The organism is Pseudomonas sp. P4_C4 (assembly GCF_056402055.1).
Genome location: NZ_JBFUID010000007.1, coordinates 83,771 through 107,403 on the forward strand (window position 1 = coordinate 83,771; position 23,633 = coordinate 107,403).

The 23,633-nt window shown below is 61.6% G+C and carries 24 protein-coding genes; all 24 read left to right on the forward strand.

Features of this window, described 5'->3' with window-relative positions:
- Positions 1–27: 27 nt before the first annotated feature.
- Positions 28–1,221 (forward strand): sensor histidine kinase, encoded by a 1,194-nt coding sequence (locus AC1DXW_RS06330; RefSeq protein WP_477752444.1) that lies wholly within the window; start codon positions 28–30, stop codon positions 1,219–1,221.
- A 5-nt stretch (positions 1,222–1,226) separates the two neighbouring features.
- Positions 1,227–2,612 carry a sigma-54-dependent transcriptional regulator gene (locus AC1DXW_RS06335; RefSeq protein WP_477752411.1) on the forward strand — a complete coding sequence of 462 codons (1,386 nt, stop codon included), beginning with the start codon at positions 1,227–1,229 and terminating at the stop codon, positions 2,610–2,612.
- Positions 2,613–2,852: 240 nt separating this feature from the next.
- Entirely contained in the window at positions 2,853–3,179 is a 327-nt protein-coding gene (gene fliE / locus AC1DXW_RS06340) for a flagellar hook-basal body complex protein FliE (protein WP_008021337.1), read from the forward strand.
- 16 nt (positions 3,180–3,195) lie between these two features.
- Positions 3,196–4,983 (forward strand): flagellar basal-body MS-ring/collar protein FliF, encoded by a 1,788-nt coding sequence (fliF, locus tag AC1DXW_RS06345; protein WP_477752412.1) that lies wholly within the window; start codon positions 3,196–3,198, stop codon positions 4,981–4,983.
- Positions 4,976–5,995 carry a flagellar motor switch protein FliG gene (fliG, locus tag AC1DXW_RS06350; protein WP_007983391.1) on the forward strand — a complete coding sequence of 340 codons (1,020 nt, stop codon included), beginning with the start codon at positions 4,976–4,978 and terminating at the stop codon, positions 5,993–5,995. The genes fliF and fliG overlap by 8 nt, the downstream gene beginning before the upstream one ends.
- Positions 5,996–5,999: 4 nt before the next feature.
- Positions 6,000–6,797: a flagellar assembly protein FliH gene (fliH, locus tag AC1DXW_RS06355; protein WP_477752413.1), complete on the forward strand. Its 798-nt coding sequence runs from the start codon at positions 6,000–6,002 to the stop codon at positions 6,795–6,797.
- Complete coding sequence (gene fliI, locus AC1DXW_RS06360; RefSeq protein ID WP_477759849.1) at positions 6,787–8,145, forward strand: flagellar protein export ATPase FliI; 1,359 nt, start codon at positions 6,787–6,789, stop codon at positions 8,143–8,145. Before fliH ends, fliI begins: the two co-directional genes overlap by 11 nt.
- 6 nt (positions 8,146–8,151) lie before the next feature.
- Positions 8,152–8,601: a flagellar export protein FliJ gene (gene fliJ / locus AC1DXW_RS06365; protein ID WP_477752414.1), complete on the forward strand. Its 450-nt coding sequence runs from the start codon at positions 8,152–8,154 to the stop codon at positions 8,599–8,601.
- A 146-nt stretch (positions 8,602–8,747) separates the two neighbouring features.
- Positions 8,748–9,047 carry an STAS domain-containing protein gene (locus AC1DXW_RS06370; RefSeq protein ID WP_477752415.1) on the forward strand — a complete coding sequence of 100 codons (300 nt, stop codon included), beginning with the start codon at positions 8,748–8,750 and terminating at the stop codon, positions 9,045–9,047.
- Positions 9,048–9,052: 5 nt separating this feature from the next.
- Positions 9,053–10,759: an ATP-binding SpoIIE family protein phosphatase gene (locus AC1DXW_RS06375; RefSeq protein ID WP_477759850.1), complete on the forward strand. Its 1,707-nt coding sequence runs from the start codon at positions 9,053–9,055 to the stop codon at positions 10,757–10,759.
- Positions 10,760–10,789: 30 nt separating this feature from the next.
- A complete protein-coding gene (locus AC1DXW_RS06380) occupies positions 10,790–11,149 on the forward strand; it encodes an Hpt domain-containing protein (RefSeq protein ID WP_477752417.1) in 360 nt (119 codons plus the stop codon).
- Positions 11,150–11,249: 100 nt separating this feature from the next.
- Positions 11,250–12,614, forward strand: a complete 1,365-nt coding sequence (locus AC1DXW_RS06385; protein ID WP_477752418.1) for a flagellar hook-length control protein FliK — start codon at positions 11,250–11,252, stop codon at positions 12,612–12,614.
- A gap of 213 nt (positions 12,615–12,827) precedes the next feature.
- Positions 12,828–13,331, forward strand: coding sequence for a flagellar basal body-associated protein FliL (gene fliL, locus AC1DXW_RS06390; RefSeq protein ID WP_477752419.1), 504 nt, complete (start codon positions 12,828–12,830; stop codon positions 13,329–13,331).
- Between the two features lie 9 nt (positions 13,332–13,340).
- Entirely contained in the window at positions 13,341–14,309 is a 969-nt protein-coding gene (gene fliM, locus AC1DXW_RS06395) for a flagellar motor switch protein FliM (protein ID WP_057398369.1), read from the forward strand.
- A 66-nt stretch (positions 14,310–14,375) separates the two neighbouring features.
- Positions 14,376–14,822: a flagellar motor switch protein FliN gene (fliN, locus tag AC1DXW_RS06400; protein ID WP_477752420.1), complete on the forward strand. Its 447-nt coding sequence runs from the start codon at positions 14,376–14,378 to the stop codon at positions 14,820–14,822.
- A complete protein-coding gene (gene fliO, locus AC1DXW_RS06405) occupies positions 14,823–15,278 on the forward strand; it encodes a flagellar biosynthetic protein FliO (protein WP_477752421.1) in 456 nt (151 codons plus the stop codon).
- Positions 15,278–16,036 (forward strand): flagellar type III secretion system pore protein FliP, encoded by a 759-nt coding sequence (fliP, locus tag AC1DXW_RS06410; RefSeq protein WP_429487482.1) that lies wholly within the window; start codon positions 15,278–15,280, stop codon positions 16,034–16,036. The genes fliO and fliP overlap by 1 nt, the downstream gene beginning before the upstream one ends.
- The gene (gene fliQ, locus AC1DXW_RS06415) at positions 16,033–16,302 is read left to right on the forward strand and encodes a flagellar biosynthesis protein FliQ (RefSeq protein WP_007983364.1); all 270 of its coding nucleotides are present in this window, start codon (positions 16,033–16,035) and stop codon (positions 16,300–16,302) included. The genes fliP and fliQ overlap by 4 nt, the downstream gene beginning before the upstream one ends.
- A gap of 3 nt (positions 16,303–16,305) precedes the next feature.
- Positions 16,306–17,088 (forward strand): flagellar biosynthetic protein FliR, encoded by a 783-nt coding sequence (gene fliR, locus AC1DXW_RS06420; RefSeq protein ID WP_108218653.1) that lies wholly within the window; start codon positions 16,306–16,308, stop codon positions 17,086–17,088.
- A gap of 3 nt (positions 17,089–17,091) precedes the next feature.
- A complete protein-coding gene (gene flhB / locus AC1DXW_RS06425) occupies positions 17,092–18,231 on the forward strand; it encodes a flagellar biosynthesis protein FlhB (protein WP_477752422.1) in 1,140 nt (379 codons plus the stop codon).
- A gap of 157 nt (positions 18,232–18,388) precedes the next feature.
- On the forward strand, positions 18,389–20,518 hold the full coding sequence (flhA, locus tag AC1DXW_RS06430) for a flagellar biosynthesis protein FlhA (RefSeq protein WP_477752423.1): 2,130 nt from the start codon (positions 18,389–18,391) through the stop codon (positions 20,516–20,518).
- Positions 20,519–20,529: 11 nt separating this feature from the next.
- On the forward strand, positions 20,530–21,858 hold the full coding sequence (gene flhF / locus AC1DXW_RS06435) for a flagellar biosynthesis protein FlhF (RefSeq protein WP_477752424.1): 1,329 nt from the start codon (positions 20,530–20,532) through the stop codon (positions 21,856–21,858).
- A gap of 116 nt (positions 21,859–21,974) precedes the next feature.
- The gene (fleN, locus tag AC1DXW_RS06440) at positions 21,975–22,805 is read left to right on the forward strand and encodes a flagellar synthesis regulator FleN (RefSeq protein WP_008001746.1); all 831 of its coding nucleotides are present in this window, start codon (positions 21,975–21,977) and stop codon (positions 22,803–22,805) included.
- The gene (gene fliA / locus AC1DXW_RS06445) at positions 22,802–23,542 is read left to right on the forward strand and encodes an RNA polymerase sigma factor FliA (RefSeq protein ID WP_223461391.1); all 741 of its coding nucleotides are present in this window, start codon (positions 22,802–22,804) and stop codon (positions 23,540–23,542) included. The genes fleN and fliA overlap by 4 nt, the downstream gene beginning before the upstream one ends.
- The last annotated feature ends 91 nt before the right edge of the window (positions 23,543–23,633 follow it).

Consider the following 23,633-nt stretch of genomic DNA (forward strand, 5'->3'; position numbering starts at 1 on the left):
GAGAGCACAATGCCCCAAGCCGCCCAGATGTCTCCTGTCCCTGATGTTTCGCGGCAGCCGTCGTCCGTAGAGCAGGCGAGTCGGCTGGGCCTTGAGCAGGCATTCGCACTGTTCAATCAGATGTCCACTCAGTTGACTGATTCCTACAGCATGCTTGAAGCCCGGGTCACCGAGCTCAAGGGTGAACTGGCGGTGGTCAGTGCCCAGCGCATGCAGGAGCTGGCGGAAAAGGAACGCCTGGCCAACCGTCTGCAAAACCTCCTTGATCTGTTACCCGGCGGTGTCATCGTCATTGACGCCCAGGGCATCGTGCGCGAAGCCAATCCGGCGGCGAGCGAGCTGCTGGGCCTGCCGCTGGAAGGTGAATTGTGGCGCTACGTCATTGCCCGCTGTTTTGCGCCGCGCGAAGACGATGGTCATGAAGTCTCCCTCAAGGATGGTCGGCGTCTGTCGATCGCCACGCGCTCGCTGGACGCCGAGCCGGGCCAGTTGGTGCTGCTCAATGACCTGACCGAAACCCGCCATCTGCAGGATCAACTGGCCCGTCATGAGCGTCTGTCGTCATTGGGGCGCATGGTCGCTTCATTGGCTCATCAGATACGCACACCGTTGTCCGCCGCGCTGCTGTATGCCAGTCACTTGACCGAGCAAGAGCTGCCGGTCGCTACCCGGCAGCGCTTTGCCGGGCGTCTCAAGGAGCGCCTGCACGAACTGGAACACCAAGTGCGCGACATGTTGGTCTTCGCCCGTGGCGAGTTGCCGCTGACCGACCGCGTGACCCCCGGTCAACTGATGCAATCGTTGCAAGCGGCGGCGCTGACCCACGTGCAGGATCTGCCGATCCGCTGGCAGTGCGACAGTCACTCGGGGGAGTTGCTGTGCAATCGCGACACCCTGGTCGGTGCGATCCTCAATCTGATCGAGAACGCCATCCAGGCCAGTGCCGGTCAATTGCGCCTCAAGATTCACCTCTACACCCGCGGCAACAACCTGCGCCTGTGCGTCAGTGACAGTGGCAGCGGTATCGATGCGGCCGTTCTGGCGCGATTGGGCGAACCCTTTTTTACCACCAAGAGCACCGGTACAGGTCTTGGCCTGACCGTGGTCAAGGCCGTGGCGCGTGCTCATCGGGGCGAATTGCAGCTGCGCTCGCGGCTCGGTCGCGGCACCTGCGCGCAGGTCATCCTGCCGTTGTTCAGCAGCGCTCAAGGCGCGGAGTGACGCCGATGGGTATCAAGGTTCTGCTGGTCGAGGACGACCGCGCTTTGCGCGAGGCACTGGCTGATACGCTGCTGCTCGCGGGGCATGATTACAAGGCGGTGGGGTCGGCAGAGGAGGCGTTGCTTGCCGTCGGCGGCGAGGCCTTCAGCCTGGTGATCAGTGACGTCAATATGCCGGGCATGGACGGCCACCAGTTGCTTGGCATGCTGCGAGCGCGGCAGCCGCAGTTGCCGGTGTTGCTGATGACGGCTCACGGTGCGGTCGAGCGCGCGGTCGATGCGATGCGCCAGGGGGCGGCGGACTATCTGGTCAAGCCATTCGAGCCCAAGGCGTTGCTCGATCTGGTGGGGCGTCATGCCCTGGGCAGTCTCGGCCTGACCGAGGGCGAAGGGCCGGTAGCGTTCGAGCCGGCGAGCGCGCAGTTACTCGAGTTGGCGGCGCGGGTCGCGCGCAGCGATTCCACGGTGTTGATCTCGGGCGAGTCGGGCACGGGCAAGGAAGTGCTGGCGCGTTATATTCATCAGCATTCTCATCGAGCCAATCAGCCGTTCATCGCGATCAACTGCGCAGCGATTCCGGACAACATGCTCGAAGCGACGTTGTTCGGTCACGAGAAGGGTTCCTTCACCGGCGCCATTGCCGCGCAAGCCGGCAAGTTCGAGCAGGCCGACGGCGGCACCATTTTGCTCGATGAAATTTCCGAAATGCCCCTGGGGCTCCAGGCCAAATTACTGCGTGTGCTGCAAGAGCGCGAGGTCGAAAGGGTTGGCGCGCGCAAACCGATCACGCTGGATATTCGCGTGGTCGCCACCACCAATCGCGACCTGGCGGGTGAAGTGGCGGCGGGGCGTTTCCGCGAGGACCTCTATTATCGCCTGTCGGTGTTTCCCCTGGCCTGGCGCCCGTTGCGCGAGCGTACCGCCGACATCCTGCCGCTGGCCGGGCGTCTGCTGGCCAGGCACGTCAATAAAATGAAGCATTCGCCTGCCAGGTTGTCGCCCGAAGCTCAGGCGTGCCTGATCGGTTATCCATGGCCGGGTAACGTTCGTGAGCTGGACAACGCGATTCAGCGTGCGCTGATTCTGCAGCAGGGTGGCTTGATCCAGCCGCAGGATTTCTGCCTCGCCGGGCCGGTGGCTTGCGCGCCACTGCGTGCGTTGGCGCAGGCGCCGGTACGCCCCGTGGAAGTCGAGTCCGAGTCGGTCGGTGCGCTGGGCGATGACCTGCGTCGCCGTGAATTCCAGATGATCATCGATACCTTGCGCGCCGAGCGCGGTCGTCGCAAAGAGGCGGCCGAGCGCCTGGGTATCAGCCCGCGAACCCTGCGCTACAAGCTGGCGCAGATGCGCGATGCCGGCATGGATGTGGAAGCCTTTTTGTTCGCCACCTGATCCTGATTGTGTCCCTGTAGGAGCGAGCCCTGCTCGCGATGGACGTGAACGATAACGCTGGGAACCTGACACCCCGCGGTGTTCTCGGGTTCATCGCGAGCAGGCTCGCTCCTACAGGGGGCGGCGGCGATGAGAAGGGCTTTTGTGAAACAAGGCCATGGAGCTGGCACCCTTGTTGCTAACACCTCATTACCCGCCGAGTGAGTGTCAAAAAATTGCGGGTCGTCAAAGAGAGAGACCATGAGCCAAGGTATTGAATTCAATCGGTTGATGCTCGACATGCGCGCCATGCAAATGGATGCCATGTCTGCGCCGAAATCGACGGCCGTCCCTGAAGTGGCGGGCAGCAGCTTTTCCGACATGCTCGGCCAGGCCGTCAATAAAGTGAACGACACGCAACAGGCTTCCACTCAGTTGGCCAGCGCCTTCGAAATCGGCAAAAGCGGCGTCGACCTCACAGACGTGATGATTTCCTCGCAGAAGGCCAGTGTGTCATTCCAGGCATTGACCCAGGTGCGCAACAAGCTGGTTCAGGCTTACCAAGACATCATGCAGATGCCTGTTTAAAGGACGAGATTGAGTCATGGCAGAAGCAGTCGCCGATAACGTTCCGGCCAAGGCCACTCCAATAGACGGCAAGCCGCCGCTGTTCGGGTTGTCCTTCCTGGAAAACCTCTCCGAAATGACCATGTTGCGTCAGGTGGGCCTGTTGGTCGGCCTGGCGGCGAGCGTGGCGATTGGTTTTGCCGTGGTGTTGTGGTCCCAGCAGCCTGACTACCGGCCTCTGTACGGCAGCCTTGCCGGCATGGACGCCAAGCAGGTCATGGAAACCCTGGCCTCCGCCGATATCCCGTACACCGTCGAACCCAATTCCGGTGCCTTGCTGGTCAAGGCCGATGACCTGTCCCGCGCGCGGCTCAAGCTTGCGGCCGCTGGTGTCACTCCCAGCGATGGCAATATCGGTTTTGAAATCCTCGACAAGGAGCAGGGACTGGGTACCAGCCAGTTCATGGAAGCGACCCGCTATCGTCGCGGCCTCGAAGGCGAACTGGCCCGGACCATTTCCAGCCTGAACAACGTCAAGGGTGCCCGCGTGCACCTGGCGATCCCGAAAAGTTCGGTGTTCGTGCGCGACGAGCGCAAGCCGAGCGCTTCGGTTCTGGTTGAGCTCTATTCCGGTCGCTCCCTCGAACCCGGCCAGGTCGTGGCCATCATCAACCTGGTGGCGACCAGCGTTCCCGAACTCAGCAAGTCGCAGATCACCGTCGTCGACCAGAAGGGCACCCTGCTCTCGGATCAGGCGGAAAACTCCGAACTGACCATGGCCGGCAAGCAATTCGACTACAGCCGTCGCATGGAAAGCATGCTCACCCAGCGCGTGCACAATATCCTGCAGCCGGTGCTGGGCAACGACCGTTACAAGGCCGAAGTCTCGGCCGACGTGGATTTCAGTGCGGTCGAGTCGACTTCCGAGCAATTCAACCCGGATCAACCGGCGTTGCGCAGCGAGCAGTCGGTCAACGAGCAGCGTACCGCCAGCAACGGCCCGCAAGGTGTGCCGGGTGCCTTGAGCAACCAGCCGCCGTCGCCGGCCTCCGCTCCGCAAACGACCGGTGGTGCCACCGCGTCGGCCGGCATGGTGCAGCCAGGCCAGCCGCTGATCGACGCCAACGGCCAGCAAATCATGGACCCGGCCACCGGTCAGCCAATGCTCGCACCGTACCCGGCGGACAAGCGTTCACAATCGACCAGGAACTTCGAACTCGACCGTTCCATCAGCCACACCAAGCAGCAGCAGGGCCGATTGAATCGCCTGTCGGTGTCGGTGGTGGTCGATGATCAGGTCAAGATCAATCCGGCCAACGGCGAAACCACCCGTGCGCCCTGGAGCGCCGATGAATTGGCGCGCTTCACTCGCCTGGTGCAGGACGCGGTCGGCTTCGATGCCAGCCGTGGTGACAGCGTCAGCGTGATCAACATGCCGTTCTCCGCCGAGCGCGGTGAAGTGATTGCCGATATTGCGTTCTATTCCCAGCCGTGGTTCTGGGACATCGTCAAGCAAGTGCTGGGTGTGCTGTTCATTCTGGTGCTGGTGTTCGGTGTGCTGCGTCCGGTGCTCAACAACATCACCGGGGGCGGCAAGGGCAAGCAGCTGGCCGGTATCGGCAGCGACGTCGAGTTGGGCGGCATGGGCGGTCTGGATGGCGAGTTGGCCAACGACCGTGTCAGCCTCGGCGGTCCGCAAAGCATCCTGCTGCCGAGCCCGAGCGAAGGCTATGACGCTCAGTTGAACGCAATCAAGAGTCTGGTGGCAGAAGATCCGGGTCGTGTGGCCCAGGTCGTGAAAGAGTGGATTAACGCAGATGAGTGATAACCGAGCCGTTGCCGCCAAACTGTCCAAGGTCGACAAGGCCGCAATCCTGTTGTTGTCCCTGGGCTCCACCGACGCTGCCCAGGTGCTGCGCCACATGGGCCCCAAAGAGGTTCAGCGCGTGGGCGTGGCCATGGCCCAGATGGGTAATGTGCACCGCGAGCAGGTCGAGCAGGTGATGAGCGAGTTCGTTGATATCGTCGGCGACCAGACCAGCCTGGGCGTCGGCTCCGACGACTATGTGCGCAAGATGCTCACCCAGGCCCTGGGCGAAGACAAGGCCAACGGCCTGATCGATCGCATCCTGCTCGGTGGCAACACCAGCGGCCTCGACAGCCTGAAATGGATGGAGCCGCGCGCCGTCGCCGACGTGATCCGTTACGAGCACCCGCAGATCCAGGCGATCGTGGTGGCGTACCTCGATCCGGACCAGGCCGGTGAGGTGCTCGGCAACTTCGACCACAAGGTGCGGCTCGATATCATCCTGCGGGTGTCCTCGCTGAACACCGTGCAGCCAGCGGCCCTGAAAGAGCTCAATCAGATTCTCGAGAAGCAGTTCTCCGGCAACTCGAACGCCTCGCGCACCACCCTGGGTGGCATCAAGCGTGCGGCGGACATCATGAACTTCCTCGACAGCTCCATCGAAGGTCAGCTCATGGACTCGATCCGCGAAGTCGACGAAGACCTGTCCGGTCAGATCGAAGACCTCATGTTCGTCTTCAACAACCTGGCCGATGTCGACGACCGCGGGATCCAGGCGCTGCTGCGCGAGGTGTCCTCCGATGTGCTGGTGCTGGCCCTCAAGGGTTCGGACGAAGGCGTCAAGGAGAAGATCTTCAAGAACATGTCCAAGCGTGCCGCCGAACTGTTGCGCGACGACCTGGAAGCCAAGGGCCCGGTGCGCGTCAGCGACGTGGAAACCGCGCAGAAGGAAATCCTCACCATCGCCCGCCGTATGGCCGAAGCCGGAGAAATCGTTCTCGGCGGCAAGGGCGGCGAGGAAATGATCTAACACCATGGTCAAGAATGATGATGCACCCACTGACCTGATCCGGGCCAGGGATGTCGGTGGCTTCGAGTCCTGGGCGCTGCCCAGTTTCGACCCGCCGGAGCCGGAGCCTGAACCAACGCCTGAACCCGAGCCGCCGGAAATGGAGGAAGTGCCGCTGGAGGAAGTCCAGCCGCTGACCCTCGAAGAGCTCGAAAGCATTCGCCAGGAAGCCTACAACGAAGGCTTTGCGGTGGGTGAGAAGGAAGGTTTCCACAGCACCACGCTCAAGGTCCGCCAGGAAGCCGAGGTGGTCCTGGCCGCCAAGATTGCAGCGCTGGAGCAATTGATGAGCCATCTGTTCGAGCCCATCGCCGAGCAGGACACCCAGATCGAAAAAACCCTGGTCGACCTCGTGCAGCACATCACCAAACAGGTGATCCAGCGCGAACTGGCCATCGACTCCACGCAAATCGAACACGTCATGCGCGAGGCTCTAAAGCTCTTGCCGTTGGGCGTGGGCAATGTGCGGCTGTACATCAACCCGCAGGATTTCGAACAGGTCAAAGCCCTGCGCGAACGCCATGAAGAAACCTGGCGCATCGTCGAGGACGAGTCGTTGTTGCCCGGCGGTTGCCGGGTCGAGACAGAACACAGCCGCATCGACGCCACAGTTGAAACCCGTGTCGCGCAGGTGATGGACAAGCTGTTCGACCAGTTGCACGAACAGTCCTTGCACCCGGCCGCGCCGGACTTGAGCCTGGAACTGCCGGTCGACAGCAAGCCTGCTGCCGCGCCAGTAGCGGATGCGCCTGATGCGCCTTGAACGCACCAGCTTCGCCRGGCGCCTGGGCAGTTACGCCGAGGCGACTACGCTTGCTGGCGCGCCGATCCTTGAGGGCCGCTTGTTGCGCATGGTCGGCCTGACCCTCGAAGCCGAAGGCCTGCGCGCCGCCATGGGCAGCCGCTGCATGGTCATCAACGACGACAGCTATCACCCGGTGCAGGTCGAAGCCGAAGTGATGGGCTTCTCCGGCAGCAAGGTCTTTCTGATGCCGGTCGGCAGCGTCGCTGGTATCGCACCCGGCGCCCGCGTTGTTCCCTTGTCCGATACCGGGCGTTTGCCGATGGGCATGAGCATGCTCGGGCGGGTGCTGGATGGCGCCGGCCGTGCACTGGACGGCAAGGGCGGGATGAAGGCCGAAGACTGGGTGCCGATGGATGGCCCGACCATCAATCCGCTCAAGCGCGAGCCGATCAGCGAACCGCTGGACGTGGGCATCCGTTGCATCAACGGCATGTTGACGGTCGGGCGCGGCCAGCGGCTGGGCCTGTTTGCCGGTACCGGTGTCGGTAAATCGGTGTTGCTGGGGATGATGACGCGCTTCACCGAGGCCGACATCATCGTCGTCGGGCTGATCGGTGAGCGGGGCCGTGAAGTTAAAGAGTTCATCGAGCACATCCTCGGTGAAGAGGGGCTCAAGCGTTCAGTGGTGGTGGCGTCCCCGGCGGACGATGCGCCGCTGATGCGTCTGCGCGCGGCGATGTATTGCACGCGCATCGCCGAGTATTTCCGCGACAAGGGCAAGAATGTCCTGTTGCTGATGGATTCCCTGACCCGTTTCGCCCAGGCCCAACGGGAAATCGCCCTGGCCATCGGCGAGCCGCCGGCGACCAAGGGCTATCCGCCGTCGGTATTCGCCAAGCTGCCGAAACTGGTGGAGCGGGCCGGTAATGCGGAGAAGGGCGGTGGTTCGATCACCGCGTTCTACACCGTGCTGTCCGAAGGCGATGACCAACAGGACCCGATTGCCGACTCGGCACGGGGCGTGCTCGACGGGCACATCGTGCTGTCCCGGCGCCTGGCCGAAGAGGGGCATTACCCGGCCATCGATATTGAAGCGTCCATCAGTCGGGTGATGCCGGCGGTGGTCTCGCCGGAACACATGGCACGTGCGCAATATTTCAAGCAATTGTGGTCGCGGTATCAGCAGAGTCGCGACCTGATCAGCGTCGGCGCCTATGTCGCCGGCGGAGATCGCGAGACCGATCTGGCGATTTCCCTGCAGCCGCAATTGGTCAAATACCTGCGTCAGGGTCTCAACGACAGCATCAGCCTGGGTGAAAGCGAAGCGTATCTCGCCTCGATCTTCGCGCCCGCGGCGGGCGGTTAAGCGATCATGGCCCTGAGTCGGGCAGGAAGGCTGGCGCCGGTGGTGGAAATGGCCGAAAAGGCCGAGAAAACCGCGGTCCAGCGCCTGGGGCACTTTCAGGGGCAAGTGCGTTTGGCACAAAGCAAACTCGCCGACCTTGAAGCCTTCCGTCTCGACTATCAGGAACAATGGATCGTACGCGGCAGCGGTGGCGTCTCGGGCCAATGGTTGCTGGGTTATCAGGGCTTTCTCGCGCAACTGGGCACGGCCATCGACCAGCAGCGGCAAAGCCTGGCCTGGCATCAGAACAACCTGAACAAGGCGCGGGAAACCTGGCAGCAGGCGTTTGCCCGGGTCGAAGGCTTGCGCAAGCTGGTTCAACGCTATGCCGATGAGGCGCGGGCGCTTGAGGACCGGCGCGAACAGAAACTGCTGGATGAGTTGTCCCAGCGCTTGCCGCGTCAGGATCCGTATTAGAAGATCGCAGCCTGCGGCAGCTCCTATAGGGGATTGCATTCTCATGTAGGAGCTGCCGCAGGCTGCGATCTTTTGATCTTGCTCCTATTCCCACCAAGTGCTAAACCTTCTACACGTACGTTCTCCAAAGACAAGGAAGCCATTGAATGTCAGTCGTTACCGAAGTGTCCCCTGATGGGCAAAAGTTGACGATATCGGTCAAAGGACGATTCGATTTCGCCAAGCATCAGGAATTTCGTAAGTCCTACGAAGATAAAGAGATATCGGCGGTTGTGGTCGACCTGAAAGACGCCACTTACCTCGACAGCTCGGCCTTGGGCATGCTGCTTTTGCTGCGCGATCACGCCGGTGGCGACGACTCCGACATTCGCGTCGTCAACAGCAGCACCGACGTGCGCAAAATCCTCGCCATCTCCAACTTCGACAAGCTGTTCGACATCAGTTGATTGCCATGCAGCCACTGGAGCCGCTGACCATCCTGATTGCCGAGGACAGTGCCGCCGATCGCCTGCTGTTGTCGAGCATCCTGCGCCGCCAGGGGCACGACGTGCTGACGGCGGCCAACGGCGCCGAAGCGGTCGACACGTTTCGCCAGCAGCAACCACACCTGGTGTTGATGGACGCGATGATGCCGGTCATGGACGGCWTCGAGGCGGCCCGGCAAATCAAGGCCCTGGCCGGGGAAACCCTGGTGCCGATCATCTTCCTCACCTCGTTGTCCGAAAGCGAAGCCCTGGCCCGTTGCCTGGAAGTCGGCGGTGACGACTTTCTGGCGAAACCCTACAACCAGGTGATTCTCGCCGCCAAGATCAAGGCGATGGATCGCTTGCGGCGCTTGCAGGAGACCGTGCTGCAACAGCGTGATCAGATCGCCCGGCACCACGACTACCTGCTCAACGAACAGCGCGTGGCCAAGGCCGTTTTCGACAAGGTGGCGCACTCCGGCTGCCTGAATGCCGCTGCGAATATCCGTTATCTGCAATCGCCCTATGCGCTGTTCAACGGCGACCTGTTACTGGCCGCGTTCACCCCGGCCGGAGACATGCACGTGTTGCTGGGCGACTTCACCGGCCACGGTCTGCCGGCGGCGGTGGGTGCCATGCCCCTGGCCGAAGTCTTCTACGGGATGACCACCAAGGGCTATGGCCTGGCGGAAACCCTGCGCGAGATGAATGCCAAGCTCAAGCGCATCCTGCCGGTGGACATGTTCTGCTGTGCCACGTTGCTGTGCCTGAGTTTTCAGCGTCGTTCGGTGGAAGTCTGGAACGGCGGAATGCCCGACGGTTATCTGCATTGCATTGCCAGTGGCGAGCGAACGCCTCTGCCGGCGCGGCATCTGCCTTTGGGTGTGCTGAGCCCGGAATCCTTCGATGAGCGTACCGAGGTGTTTCCCATGGCGCTCGGGGATCGGGTGTTTCTCCTGTCCGATGGGGTGATCGATACCTGCGACGCCAATGACCAGTTGTTTGGCGTGCAGCGATTGCAGCAGGTGTTTGCCGCCAATCGGCAGCCAGATGCGCTGTTCGAAGAGATCGAGCGGGCGCTGCGACAGTTTGGCGCAGAAGCGCGCGACGATGTCAGCATGGTCGAAGTCAGCCTGTTGGAGTCGGCGCAGATCACTGCGCCGGCGTTGGTCTACTCCGACAGCGGCCAGTCGTGCCCGCTGGACTGGTCGGTGAGCTTCGAGTTTCGCGCCGCCACGCTCAAGCGCTTCAATCCGTTGCCCTATCTGTTGCAGTTGCTGCTTGAGGTGCATGGTCTGCGGGCCCAGAGCGGTGCGCTCTACAGTGTGCTGGCGGAACTCTATTCCAACGCGCTGGAGCATGGCGTGCTGGGGCTGGACTCGAGCCTCAAGCGCGATGCATCGGGTTTTGCGCGTTATTATCAGCAACGCAATACCCGGCTGGACGAACTTCAGGAAGGCTATGTACGGTTGCATTTGCAGGTGGCGCCAACAGACGACGGCGGTTGCCTGACCATTCGCATCGAAGACAGCGGCAAGGGTTTCGATGTCGAGCGGGTGATGAAAAGACCTGTGGATGACATCCGCCTGTCGGGACGCGGGGTCAGTCTGATCCGTCAGTTGGGGCGTAATGCCCGCTGGACCGACGATGGTCGAAGTGCACGCGTGGAGTTTATCTGGAAGGCTGCGGAGTAATCCGCGCATTCTTGATCAAGGAGTGAGCAAATGAACGACAAAAACGACAAACATGTGGATCACGGCGTGCTGAGTGCATTGCAGGAAGTGATGGAAGAGGGCTATGCGGATTTGCTGGATATCTTTCTTGCGGACTCCGAAGAGCGCATTAACGTCTTGCGAACGACTGACAGTACTGCACTGCTCGTTGCAACCGCCCATAGCTTCAAGGGCAGCAGCAGCAATATGGGTGCAGTCAGGCTGACCGAGCTCTGCCATCAACTTGAACAGCGGGCCAAAGATTTGCCATGTGCCGCCGTTCAGGAACTGGTCGGCGAAATCGACCGCGAATTCGCCGCTATCCGGCCTCTGTACGAAGCTGAACGACAGCGTTGCCCAGCGAAAATCTGAGCATGCGCTGCATTTTGTCTCCTTCGAGTGAAACTGGCTCGACCTTTGCATTTAACTCGTCCAACTGTACTTACGAGCCCCGTGCAGCGGAGACTGTTTCATGCCCGTTACCCCCAATATTCTGCTTCAGGCCTCCAGGCAGGCCAAGATTCAAGCGGCCTGCGCCAATCCTCCGGCGCTGACCGCTGAGCCTGGGGACAAGGCCGCAAGCTTCGCTCATGTCTATGCCAATCAGGCCCAGAACAAGCCCAATGCGTCGGCGGATGCCTCGGTCAAGCCGAGTCGCGAAAAAAGCTCCGATGTCGCCGGAGAAAAAGACGCTGGCGACGACAAGTCTGCCGCCGGGGAGCCGGTGGTTGCCGATGGCGGCAAATCCTTGCCTTCCGATACGCCGGTGCAGGCTGACGACAAGACCGCCGACAATGAGGCGTCAGATGTCGACCGTGCTCCGGTCGTCGATACCGCACCGCTCGATCCGGCGCTTGATCCTTCGTTGCAGCAAGCCGTACAGCCAGTAGTAACTGTGTCAGCGCCGGCAACACCTGCCGTGGCCAACATTGTGCCGCCAACGGTTGACACGCCGGTTGCCGCAGCAATCACCGTGACAGCCACACCGGCACAGGCTGCTGCTGACGGCGATTTCGATCCCGAGGCCGATCCGCTCGACGCCCTGCCAGCGTTACGCCTGGCAATGGAGCAGAGCGGTCACGTTTCGGCTTCCAGCCAGGCGCAGCCCGAGGCTGCACCGACACAGGCACAAGCCCAGGCTGACGGTGAGCTGACACCGGCGCAAAACTTTGCCGCCGGCATGGCGACCCTGCTGGATGTTCAGGCCGACAAGAACAGCACCAGCCAAGGGGATGACAAGGCTTTCAGCGGGTTGCTCGATGACGGCCTGAAAGACCTCAAGTCCGCCAGCAGCGACACCCGTGTCGATGATTTCGCCAACCGTCTGGCCGCGCTGACCCAGGCGGCCACACCGAAGACCGCCAATGCCTTGCCGGTGAACCAGCCGATCGCCATGCATCAGAGCGGGTGGACCGAAGAGGTGGTGAACCGGGTCATGTACCTGTCCAGCGCCAGCCTCAAGGCCGCGGACATCCAGTTGCAGCCCGCTGAACTCGGGCGTCTGGACATTCGGGTGAACATGGTTCCCGATCAGCAGACCCAGGTCACCTTCATGAGTGCGCACCCGGGTGTCCGTGAGGCGCTGGATGGCCAGGTCCATCGCTTGCGCGACATGTTCGCGCAGCAGGGCATGGGGCAGGTCGATGTCAACGTTTCGGACCAGTCCCGTGGTTCGCACCAAGGGCAGGAACAGGCCCGGCAAAGCCAGAGCGGGCGGACCAATGCCAGCGGCGGTCGCCTCGATTCAATGGATGACGACGTGGCCCCGGGCGTCGCTGAAGTGGCTGCCAATACCACCCGCGTGATCGGCTCCAGTGTGGTCGATTACTACGCCTGATCAAAGCCATCACTCCAATCGTTCCCATGGCATGGGAACGAACCCTCTGTAGGAGCGAGCTTGCTCGCGATGGAGTTAAACGATGACGAGGGCCATCTGAATAAACGCGGCGCTCTCACGTCTTTCGCGAGCAGGCTCGCTCCTACATGGCATAACACTTGCTCTTGCCTTGCCGTGCGACTGTGAAAACCCGATTAGTGACGGATTATTGGCATGGCGAAGAGCGACGCAGCAGTAAAAGACCCCGCAACCAAAGGCAAACTCAAGCTGATTATCGTGATCGTGGTGGCCCTGCTGCTGGCGATCGGTGTGTCCGTGGGGGCGACCTGGTACTTCATGCACAGCGCTCAGAGCAAGCCTGCCGCCGCCGAGGCGCAAGTCGCTCCCGTCGGCAAACAGCCAGCGATTTTCGAGTCGATGGCGCCGGCTTTCGTCGCCAACTTCAACCAGAACGGTCGCCAGCGCTACATGCAAGTGAGCATCACCATGCTCGCGCGCAACCAGGCAGACCTGGATGCGCTCAAGGTCCACATGCCGGTGATCCGCAATAACCTGGTCATGCTGTTTTCCGGGCAGGACTTCGCGACCCTCGCCTCGCCGGTCGGACAGGAAATGCTGCGGCAGAAAGCCACCGCCAGCGTCCAGGAAGTGGCGCAGAAAGAGCTCGGCAAAGTGGTGATCGAACAGTTGCTTTTCACTAATTTCGTACTGCAGTAGGAACACGACATGGCCGTGCAGGACCTGCTGTCCCAGGATGAGATCGACGCGCTGTTGCATGGCGTCGACGATGGTCTGGTACAGACCGAAAACGCTGCCGAACCCGGCACCGTCAAAAGCTATGACCTGACCAGCCAGGATCGCATCGTCCGTGGACGCATGCCGACCCTGGAAATGATCAACGAGCGTTTCGCCCGCTATACCCGCATCAGCATGTTCAACATGCTGCGTCGCTCGGCGGACGTGGCGGTCGGCGGCGTGCAGGTGATGAAGTTCGGCGAATACGTGCACTCGCTGTACGTGCCGACCAGTCTCAACCTGGTCAAGATCAAACCCCTGCGCGGCACCGCGCTGTTCATCCTCGACGCCAAGCTGGTGTTCAAGCTGGTGGACAACTTCTTCGGCGGTGACGGCCGGCACGCCAAGATCGAAGGGCGTGAATTCACCCCGACCGAACTGCGTGTGGTGCGCATGGTGCTGGAGCAGGCGTTCGTCGATTTGAAGGAAGCCTGGCAGGCGATCATGGAAGTCAACTTCGAGTACATCAACTCGGAAGTGAACCCGGCCATGGCCAACATCGTCGGCCCGAGCGAGGCCATTGTGGTGTCGACCTTCCACATCGAACTCGATGGCGGTGGCGGCGACCTGCACGTGACCATGCCGTACTCGATGATCGAGCCGGTGCGCGAAATGCTCGACGCCGGCTTCCAGTCGGACCTCGACGACCAGGACGAGCGCTGGGTCAACGCCCTGCGCCAGGACGTGCTGGACGTCGACGTGCCGATCGGTGCGACGGTGGCCCGTCGTCAGTTGCGCCTGCGCGACATCCTGCACATGCAACCGGGGGATGTGATCCCGGTCGAGATGCCGGAAGAAATGATCATGCGCGCCAACGGCGTGCCGGCCTTCAAGGTCAAGATGGGCTCGCACAAGGGCAACCTGGCGTTGCAAGTGATCGAGCCGATCGAGCGCCGTTGACCGGCGCTCGTACCCATTCGCGATTAACCGAATTCTGAATTTTTGCTCGCCGAGGACACTGACAATATGAACATGCAGGACGATCAGGCACTGGCCGATGAATGGGCTGCGGCCCTGGAAGAAACCGGCGATGCCGGGCAGGCCGACATCGACGCCTTGCTGGCCGCCGATTCCGGCAGCTCCGCGTCCAACCGCCTGCCAATGGAAGAGTTCGGCAGCGTGCCGAAAAACAACGACCCGGTCAGCCTCGAAGGCCCGAACCTGGACGTGATCCTCGATATCCCGGTGTCGATTTCCATGGAAGTGGGCAGCACCGACATCAACATCCGCAACCTGCTGCAACTGAACCAGGGTTCGGTGATCGAGCTCGATCGCCTGGCCGGCGAGCCGCTGGACGTGCTGGTCAACGGCACGCTCATCGCCCACGGCGAAGTGGTGGTGGTCAACGAGAAGTTCGGCATCCGCCTGACGGACGTGATCAGCCCAAGCGAACGCATCAAGAAGCTGCGCTGAGTGAAAAAGGTTCTGGGGGCTTTGCTGTGGGCAACGCTGGTCATGCCGTTCAGCGTGCTGGCGGCCGAACCGGTCGCAACGGCGACCACGGCTGCTGCGCCGGCGGTGAGCAGTGGTGTGGCTGGGCAACTGACGCAACTGGTGTTCGGCTTGCTGCTGGTGCTGGGGCTGATCTTTCTCCTCGCCTGGTTGCTGCGTCGGGTCCAGCAGGCCGGTCCGGCCGGCAAGGGGCAGGTGATCGAGATTGTCGGCTCCCGCGCGCTGGGGCCGCGCGACCGGCTGATGCTGGTGCAGGTCGGCAACGAGCAGATTCTGCTCGGCCTGAGCCCCGGCAACATTGCTGCGCTGCATGTGCTCAAGGAGCCGGTGCAAGTGCCGAGTACCGAGAAGCCGACGCCGGAATTTGCCCAGCGCCTGTTGGAGATGCTGGGTAAAGATCAGAAGGATAAGAAGTAATGGGTGCGCTACGCATCGTCTTGACGCTGGCCCTGATGCTGGCCGCGCCACTGGCATTCGGCGCCGATCCGCTGTCGATCCCGGCCATCACCCTGGGCACCAATGCGCAGGGGGCGCAGGAGTACTCGGTCAGCCTGCAAATCCTGCTGATCATGACCGCGCTGAGTTTTATCCCGGCGTTTGTCATGCTGATGACCAGTTTCACCCGGATCATCATTGTCTTCTCGATCCTGCGCCAGGCCCTGGGCTTGCAGCAGACACCGTCGAATCAGATCCTTACCGGCATGGCGCTGTTCCTGACCCTGTTCATCATGGCGCCAGTATTCGACCGGGTGAACCAGGACGCCTTGCAGCCGTATCTGGCGGAAAAACTGACGGCCCAGGATGCGGTCGCCAAGGCGCAGGTGCCGATCAAGAACTTCATGCTCGCCCAGACCCGCACCAGCGATCTGGAGCTGTTCATGCGCCTGTCCAAGCGCACTGACATCGCGACGCCGGATCAGGCGCCGCTGACCATCCTGGTACCGGCCTTCGTGACCTCCGAGCTGAAAACGGCGTTCCAGATCGGCTTCATGATCTTCATTCCGTTCCTGATCATCGACCTGGTCGTGGCCAGTGTGTTGATGGCCATGGGGATGATGATGCTCTCGCCGCTGATCATTTCCCTGCCGTTCAAGATCATGTTGTTCGTGCTGGTGGATGGCTGGGCGCTGATCATCGGCACGCTGGCCAGCAGCTTCGGCGGTGTCTCGCCATGACGCCGGAAGTAGCGGTCGACATCTTCCGCGAAGCGCTGTGGCTGACCACCATGATGGTGGCGATCCTGGTGATTCCAAGTTTGCTGGTGGGCTTGCTGGTGGCGATGTTCCAGGCCGCCACCCAGATCAACGAACAGACCCTGAGCTTCCTGCCGCGCCTGCTGGTGATGCTGGTGACGCTGATCGTCGGCGGTCCATGGATGGTGCAGACCTTCATGGATTACATCCTGCAGTTGTACGGCAGCATTCCTCAGGTCATCGGCTAAACCATGTCACTGCTTGCGCTGACCGATACGCAGATCAGCACTTGGGTGGCGACGTTCATGTTGCCGCTGTTTCGCGTCGGCTCCTTGCTGATGGTCATGCCGGTGTTCGGCACGACCTTGCTGCCGCGGCGCATTCGCCTGTATTTCGCGCTGGCCATTACCGTGGTCATCGCGCCGGGCTTGCCGCCGATGCCGCCGGTGAATGCCCTGGATCTGAGCGGGCTGTTGCTGATTGCCGAGCAGATTCTCATCGGTGCGGTGATGGGCTTCTCCTTGCAGCTGTTCTTTCAGGCCTTTGTGGTGGCCGGGCAGATCGTCGCCATCCAGATGGGCATGGGCTTCGCTTCCATGATCGACCCGGCCAACGGCGTATCGACGGCGGTGATCGGGCAGTTTTTCACCATGCTGGTGACGCTGCTGTTCCTGTCCATGAACGGTCATCTGGTGGTGTTCGAGATCCTCACCGAGAGTTTCACCACGTTGCCGGTGGGTGGCGGCCTGATGGTCAATCACTACTGGGAACTGGCCGGCAAGCTCGGCTGGGTGCTCGGTTCGGCGTTGTTGCTGGTGCTGCCGGCGATCACCGCGCTGCTGGTGGTCAACATCGCGTTTGGCGTCATGACCCGGGCGGCGCCGCAACTCAATATTTTCTCGGTCGGCTTCCCGCTGATCCTGGTGCTTGGGCTGTTCATCGTCTGGGTCGGGCTGGCGGACATTCTCAACCAGTATCAACCGCTGGCCTCCGAGGCCTTGCAGTTATTACGCGAAATGGCGCGGGCGAGCTGAGTCATGGCTGAGAGCGAAAGCGGTCAGGACAAAACAGAAGACCCCACGGAGAAGCGCAAGCAGGACTCCCGTGAAAAGGGTGAGGTAGCCCGGTCCAAGGAACTCAACACCCTGGCGATCATGCTGGTCGGTGCCTCGGCGCTGCTGATTTTTGGCGGCGCCATGGCGCAGGACATGATGGAGCTGATGCGCATCAATTTCTCGCTGCCGCGGGAAGTGATACTGGATCAGCGCTCCATGGCCACCTACCTGATGCGCTCGGGGCAAATTGCCCTGTGGTCGATCCAGCCCGTGATGATCACCTTGGTGCTGGCCGCCATCATCGGTCCGATTTCCCTGGGTGGCTGGCTGTTCGCGGCGAGTTCCATGGCGCCCAAATTCAGCCGCTTGAACCCCGGTCCCGGCCTCAAGCGCATGTTCTCGACCAAGTCGCTGATCGAACTGCTCAAGGCTTTGGCCAAGTTCATCATCATCCTGTTCGTGGCGCTGGCGGTGTTGTCATCGGACATCGATGACCTGCTGCGCATCGCCCATGAGCCCTTGGACAGGGCGATCATTCACAGCCTGCAAGTGGTGGGCTGGAGCACCTTGTGGATGGCGTGCGGGCTGATCCTGATCGCTGTGGTGGATGTGCCGGTGCAGCTCTGGGAAAGCCACAAGAAACTGCTGATGACCAAGCAGGAAGTGCGTGACGAGCACAAGGATCAAGAGGGGCGGCCGGAGGTCAAGCAGCGGATTCGACAGCTGCAGCGCGAGATGTCCCAGCGCCGGATGATGGCCGCCATTCCCGAGGCTGACGTGGTCATCACCAACCCGACGCACTACGCCGTGGCCCTCAAGTACGACCCGGAAAAGGGTAATGCGCCGGTATTGCTGGCCAAGGGCAGCGACTTCCTGGCCCTGAAGATCCGTGAGATCGCGGCGGCCAACGAGATCCTGCTGCTGGAGTCGCCGGCGCTGGCGCGCTCGATCTACTACTCCACCGAGCTTGAGCAGGAAATTCCCGGCGGGCTGTACCTGGCGGTCGCGCAGGTGCTGGCTTACGTTTATCAGATTCGACAGTACCGGGCGGGCAAGGGCAAGCGACCGGATCCGCTCAAGGATGACCTGCCGATTCCGCCGGATCTGCGCCGCGATTCCTGATTTCGCGTTGTCTCTGCCGACCTCTTCGCTGGCAATCGAATTGCGCAATGAAACCCTCTATCCCAATCCCTCGCAAAAGTTGGAAAGCTTCTTGCAGTAGCCGCTCTGCGCCTGCTTCGGGCGTCAAAAGTTTGCTTTAAAGGAACGGGGAAAACCGGTGGATCGCTCTCAGTTAATCAACAGTGCCCGCAGCAACATTGCCGACCTCAGTCGAGGCAATCTGGGCGTGCCGCTGTTGTTGCTGGTCATGCTGGCGATGATGATGTTGCCGGTGCCGCCGTTCCTGCTGGACGTGTTCTTCACCTTCAACATTGCCCTGTCCATCGTCGTGCTGCTGGTGTGCGTCTACGCCTTGCGGCCGCTGGATTTCGCGGTGTTCCCGACCATTCTGCTGGTGGCGACGCTGTTGCGCCTGGCGTTGAACGTGGCCTCCACGCGGGTGGTGATGCTCCACGGTCAGGACGGTCATGCGGCGGCCGGCAAGGTGATCCAGGCGTTCGGCGAGGTGGTGATCGGCGGTAACTACGTGGTCGGTATCGTGGTCTTCGCGATCTTGATGATCATCAACTTCGTCGTGGTGACCAAGGGCGCGGGGCGGATTTCCGAGGTGAGCGCGCGTTTCACCCTCGATGCGATGCCCGGCAAGCAAATGGCGATCGACGCCGACCTCAACGCCGGCCTGATCGATCAGGCCCAGGCCAAAGCCCGTCGTTCGGAAGTGGCCCAGGAAGCCGAGTTCTACGGCTCCATGGACGGTGCCAGCAAATTCGTCCGTGGTGACGCCATCGCCGGGCTGTTGATCCTGTTCATCAACCTGATCGGCGGCATGGCGGTCGGTATCTTCCAGCACAACATGAACTTCGCCGACGCCGGCAAGGTGTATGCGCTGTTGACCATCGGTGACGGTTTGGTGGCGCAATTGCCATCACTGTTGTTATCGACAGCCGCCGCGATCATGGTGACCCGTGCTTCCGGTTCGGAAGACATGGGCAAGCAAATCAATCGCCAGATGTTCGCCTCGCCCAAGGCGCTGGCGGTGGCGGCAGGCTTGATGGCGGTCATGGGCCTGGTGCCCGGCATGCCGCACTTCTCGTTCCTGAGCATGGCGGCCCTGGCGGCCGGTGGCGCTTACCTGTTCTGGAAAAAGCAGAACGTCGCCAAGGTGCAGGCCCTGCAAGAGGTCAAGCGCCAGCAGGAGTTGCTGCCGTCGCCTGCCCGCGCCCAGGAAACCAAGGAGCTTGGCTGGGATGACGTGACGCCCATCGACATGATCGGCCTTGAAGTGGGTTATCGCCTGATTCCGCTGGTGGACCGCAACCAGGGTGGCCAGTTGCTGGCGCGGATCAAGGGGGTGCGCAAGAAGCTGTCCCAGGACCTGGGCTTCCTGATGCCGACCGTGCATATCCGCGACAACCTCGACCTGGCGCCCAGTGCCTATCGCCTGACCCTCATGGGGGTGATCCTGGCCGAAGCAGAGATTTACCCGGATCGCGAACTGGCGATCAACCCGGGACAGGTCTACGGCACGCTCAACGGCATTACCGCCAAAGATCCGGCTTTCGGTCTGGAGGCGGTCTGGATTGAAATCAGCCAGCGCGCCCAGGCGCAATCCCTCGGTTATACGGTGGTCGATGCCAGTACCGTAGTGGCTACCCACTTGAACCAGATTCTCTACAAGCATTCCAGTGAACTGATCGGTCACGAAGAAGTGCAGCAGCTCATGCAATTGCTGGGCAAAAGCTCGCCGAAACTGGCCGAGGAGCTGGTGCCTGGCGTGGTTTCGCTGTCGCAGCTGCTCAAGGTGCTGCAAGCTCTGTTGGCCGAGCAAGTGCCGGTGCGCGACATCCGCAGCATTGCCGAGGCCATCGCCAACAATGCCGCCAAGAGTCAAGATACCGCCGCGCTGGTGGCTGCCGTGCGGGTTGGCGTATCCCGTGCAATCGTGCAAAGCATTGTAGGCACTGAGTCGGAGCTGCCAGTCATCACGCTGGAGCCAAGGTTGGAACAGATATTGCTCAATAGTCTGCAAAAGGCCGGGCAAGGCTCGGAAGAGGGCGTTCTGCTGGAGCCAAGCATGGCTGAGAAGCTGCAACGTTCGTTGATCGACGCAGCGCAGCGCCAGGAGATGCAAGGTCAGCCGGTGATTCTGCTGGTGGCCGGTCCGGTTCGCGCGATGCTCTCGCGATTCGGCCGGCTCGCAGTCCCGGGTTTGCACGTGTTGGCTTACCAGGAAATCCCTGACAACAAGCAAGTGACCATCGTTGCGACAGTAGGGCCCAACGGCTGAGGTAGTGGTTTATGCAAGTTAAGCGTTTTTTCGCCGCCGATATGCGTCAGGCCATGAAGCTGGTTCGCGATGAGCTGGGCGCTGATGCCGCCATCATTGGCAACCGCCGGATCGCCGGGGGTGTCGAGCTGACGGCAGCGCTGGATTACAAGTTGTCGGCGCTGGCGCCGCGGGTTCCGAACATGGAACTCGAAGACGAGCTGCGCAAGACTCAGTCGCGGATCGTCACTGCCCAGGCCGAACTGAGCCTGCGTGGCGTCGGCGAGAGCGATAATGCGACCAATCGCCAGTTGTTCGCCGGCTTGCCGCTCACCGCAGCCGAGCCGTTGATCGAGCCGACCTACGCCGAACCCCGTCGCCCCGCACCGGCCGCTGCACCAGCCTCCACTGGCGTGGACCCGCGGGCGTTCGACTCGATGCGATTCGAGCTCAACAGCTTGCGCGAGCTCATGGAAGTCCAGCTGGGCTCCCTGGCCTGGAATCAGCTGCAAGGCAGCCGTCCGGACCAGGCCAACCTCTGGCGTCGCCTGCAACGCATTGGCCTGTCAGGCCCGTTGTCGCGCGACCTGCTGGCGCTGATCAGCGAAATCGAAGAACCTCGTCAGGCCTGGCGCATGTTGCTGGCGCACCTGGCGCGCATGATCGTTACCCCCGAAGTCGAGCCGCTGGAGGAGGGCGGTGTGATCGCCATGGTCGGCCCAGCCGGCATGGGCAAGACCACCACCCTGGCCAAGCTGGCGGCCCGTTACGTGCTCAAGTACGGCGCGCAGAACATTGCACTGGTGAGCATGGACAGCTTCCGCATCGGTGCCCAGGAGCAGCTCAAGACCCTGGGGCGCATTCTCAATGTGTCGGTGACCCACGTCGATCCGGGCCAGTCCCTGGTGCAGGCGCTGGAACCCTTGCTGCGCAAGCGCGTGGTGCTGATCGATACCGCCGGCCTGCAGGCCAGCGATCCGGCCCTGCGCATGCAACTCGAAAGCCTGGCCGGTCGAGGCATCCGCTCGAAAAATTATCTGGTCCTGGCAACCACCAGCCAGAAACAGGTTCTAACCGCCGCCTATCATAGTTACAAGCGTTGCGGGCTCGCGGGCTGCATCCTGACTAAACTGGATGAAACGGCTAGTCTGGGCGAGGTGTTGAGCCTGGCCATCAGTCATGAGCTGCCGGTGGCCTACCTGACCGATGGCCCGCGGATTCCGGATGATCTCCATCTGCCGCGCCGTCATCAGTTGGTCAGTCGCGCCGTCAGCGTGCAAATGCAGGAAGAACCCAGCGAAGAAGCCATGGCTGACATGTTCGCTGATATTTACCACAGCCAAACCAAGCAGGTTGGCTAAGGTAGTAATGAACAGTTTTTGTACCTACATCGATGGTCTGCCATGCATTGTTCCGATTGTGAACGCGCAGCCAGTAATGTGGCCTCCGTCTATGCAAGACAAGGTAAAGAAATAACATGGGCAGCATGCATCCCGTACAGGTGATCGCGGTGACCGGCGGCAAAGGTGGCGTCGGGAAAACTAATGTGTCAGTGAACTTGTCCCTGGCTCTGGCTGAGCTTGGCCGGCGCGTCATGCTGTTGGACGCCGACCTGGGGCTGGCGAACGTCGACGTTCTGCTGGGCCTGACACCCAAACGTACCCTGGCCGACGTGATCGAGGGCCGCTGCGAACTGCGCGATGTACTGCTGCAGGGACCCGGCGGCATCCGTATCGTTCCGGCCGCATCCGGCACTCAGAGCATGGTGCATCTGAGCCCCGCGCAACACGCCGGCCTGATCCAGGCCTTCAGCGATATCGGCGACAACCTCGACGTATTGGTGATCGATACCGCGGCGGGCATTGGTGACTCGGTAGTCAGTTTCGTTCGCGCAGCCCAGGAAGTGCTGCTGGTGGTGTGCGACGAGCCGACCTCGATCACTGACGCCTACGCCTTGATCAAATTGCTTAACCGTGACTACGGCATGAACCGCTTCCGCGTCCTGGCCAACATGGCCCAGAGCCCGCAGGAAGGGCGCAACCTGTTCGCCAAGTTGACCAAGGTCACGGATCGCTTCCTCGACGTCGCCCTGCAATACGTCGGCGCGGTGCCCTACGACGAAAGCGTGCGCAAGGCCGTGCAGAAGCAGCGCGCCGTCTACGAGGCCTTCCCGCGTTCCAAGTGCTCGCTGGCATTCAAGGCCATCGCACAGAAGGTCGATACCTGGCCGCTGCCTGCCAACCCGCGCGGGCACCTGGAGTTTTTCGTCGAGCGCCTCGTGCAGCAGACAGCAGGACCGGTTCTATGACAGCAAGCGGTTACAACCTCTACAAAAAATCGGCGCGTGATGCGCAGTACGAGCTGATCGAGCGTTACGCGCCGCTGGTTAAACGCATTGCCTACCACTTGTTGGCGCGCCTGCCGGCCAGCGTCCAGGTCGAAGACCTGATCCAGGCCGGGATGATCGGCCTGCTTGAGGTGTCGACCAAATATGACGCCAGCAAAGGCGCCAGTTTCGAGACGTACGCGGGCATTCGAATCCGCGGCGCCATGCTCGATGAGGTGCGCAAGGGGGACTGGGCGCCACGTTCGGTTCACCGCAATACGCGCATGGTCAGCGACGCCATTCGCTCGATTGAAGCGAAAACCGGCCGTGACGCTAAAGATCACGAAGTTGCGGCCGAACTCCAATTGAGTCTCGACGATTACTACGGGATTTTGAACGACACCCTGGGCAGCCGGCTCTTCAGTTTCGACGACCTGTTGCAGGACGGCGAACACGAAGGGCTGCACGAGGATGGCGCGAGTGCTCATATCGAGCCGTCACGCGATCTGGAAGATGAACGCTTCCAGGCTGCGCTGGCGGAGGCGATTGCCAATTTGCCGGAGCGTGAGCGACTGGTGTTGGCGCTGTACTACGACGAAGAGTTGAACCTCAAGGAAATCGGTGAGGTCCTGGGGGTCAGCGAATCTCGGGTCAGCCAGTTACACAGCCAGTGCGCGGCCCGTTTGCGGGGGCGTTTGGGGGAGTGGCGAGCGCGCTGAAGGCAGTGTGGGGGACACTGCGAACGAGGCCGGTGTGGTGTTGAACTGCGCCGGTCGCGATCTGTTGTGCTCCAGACAGTCATCGAGTGCT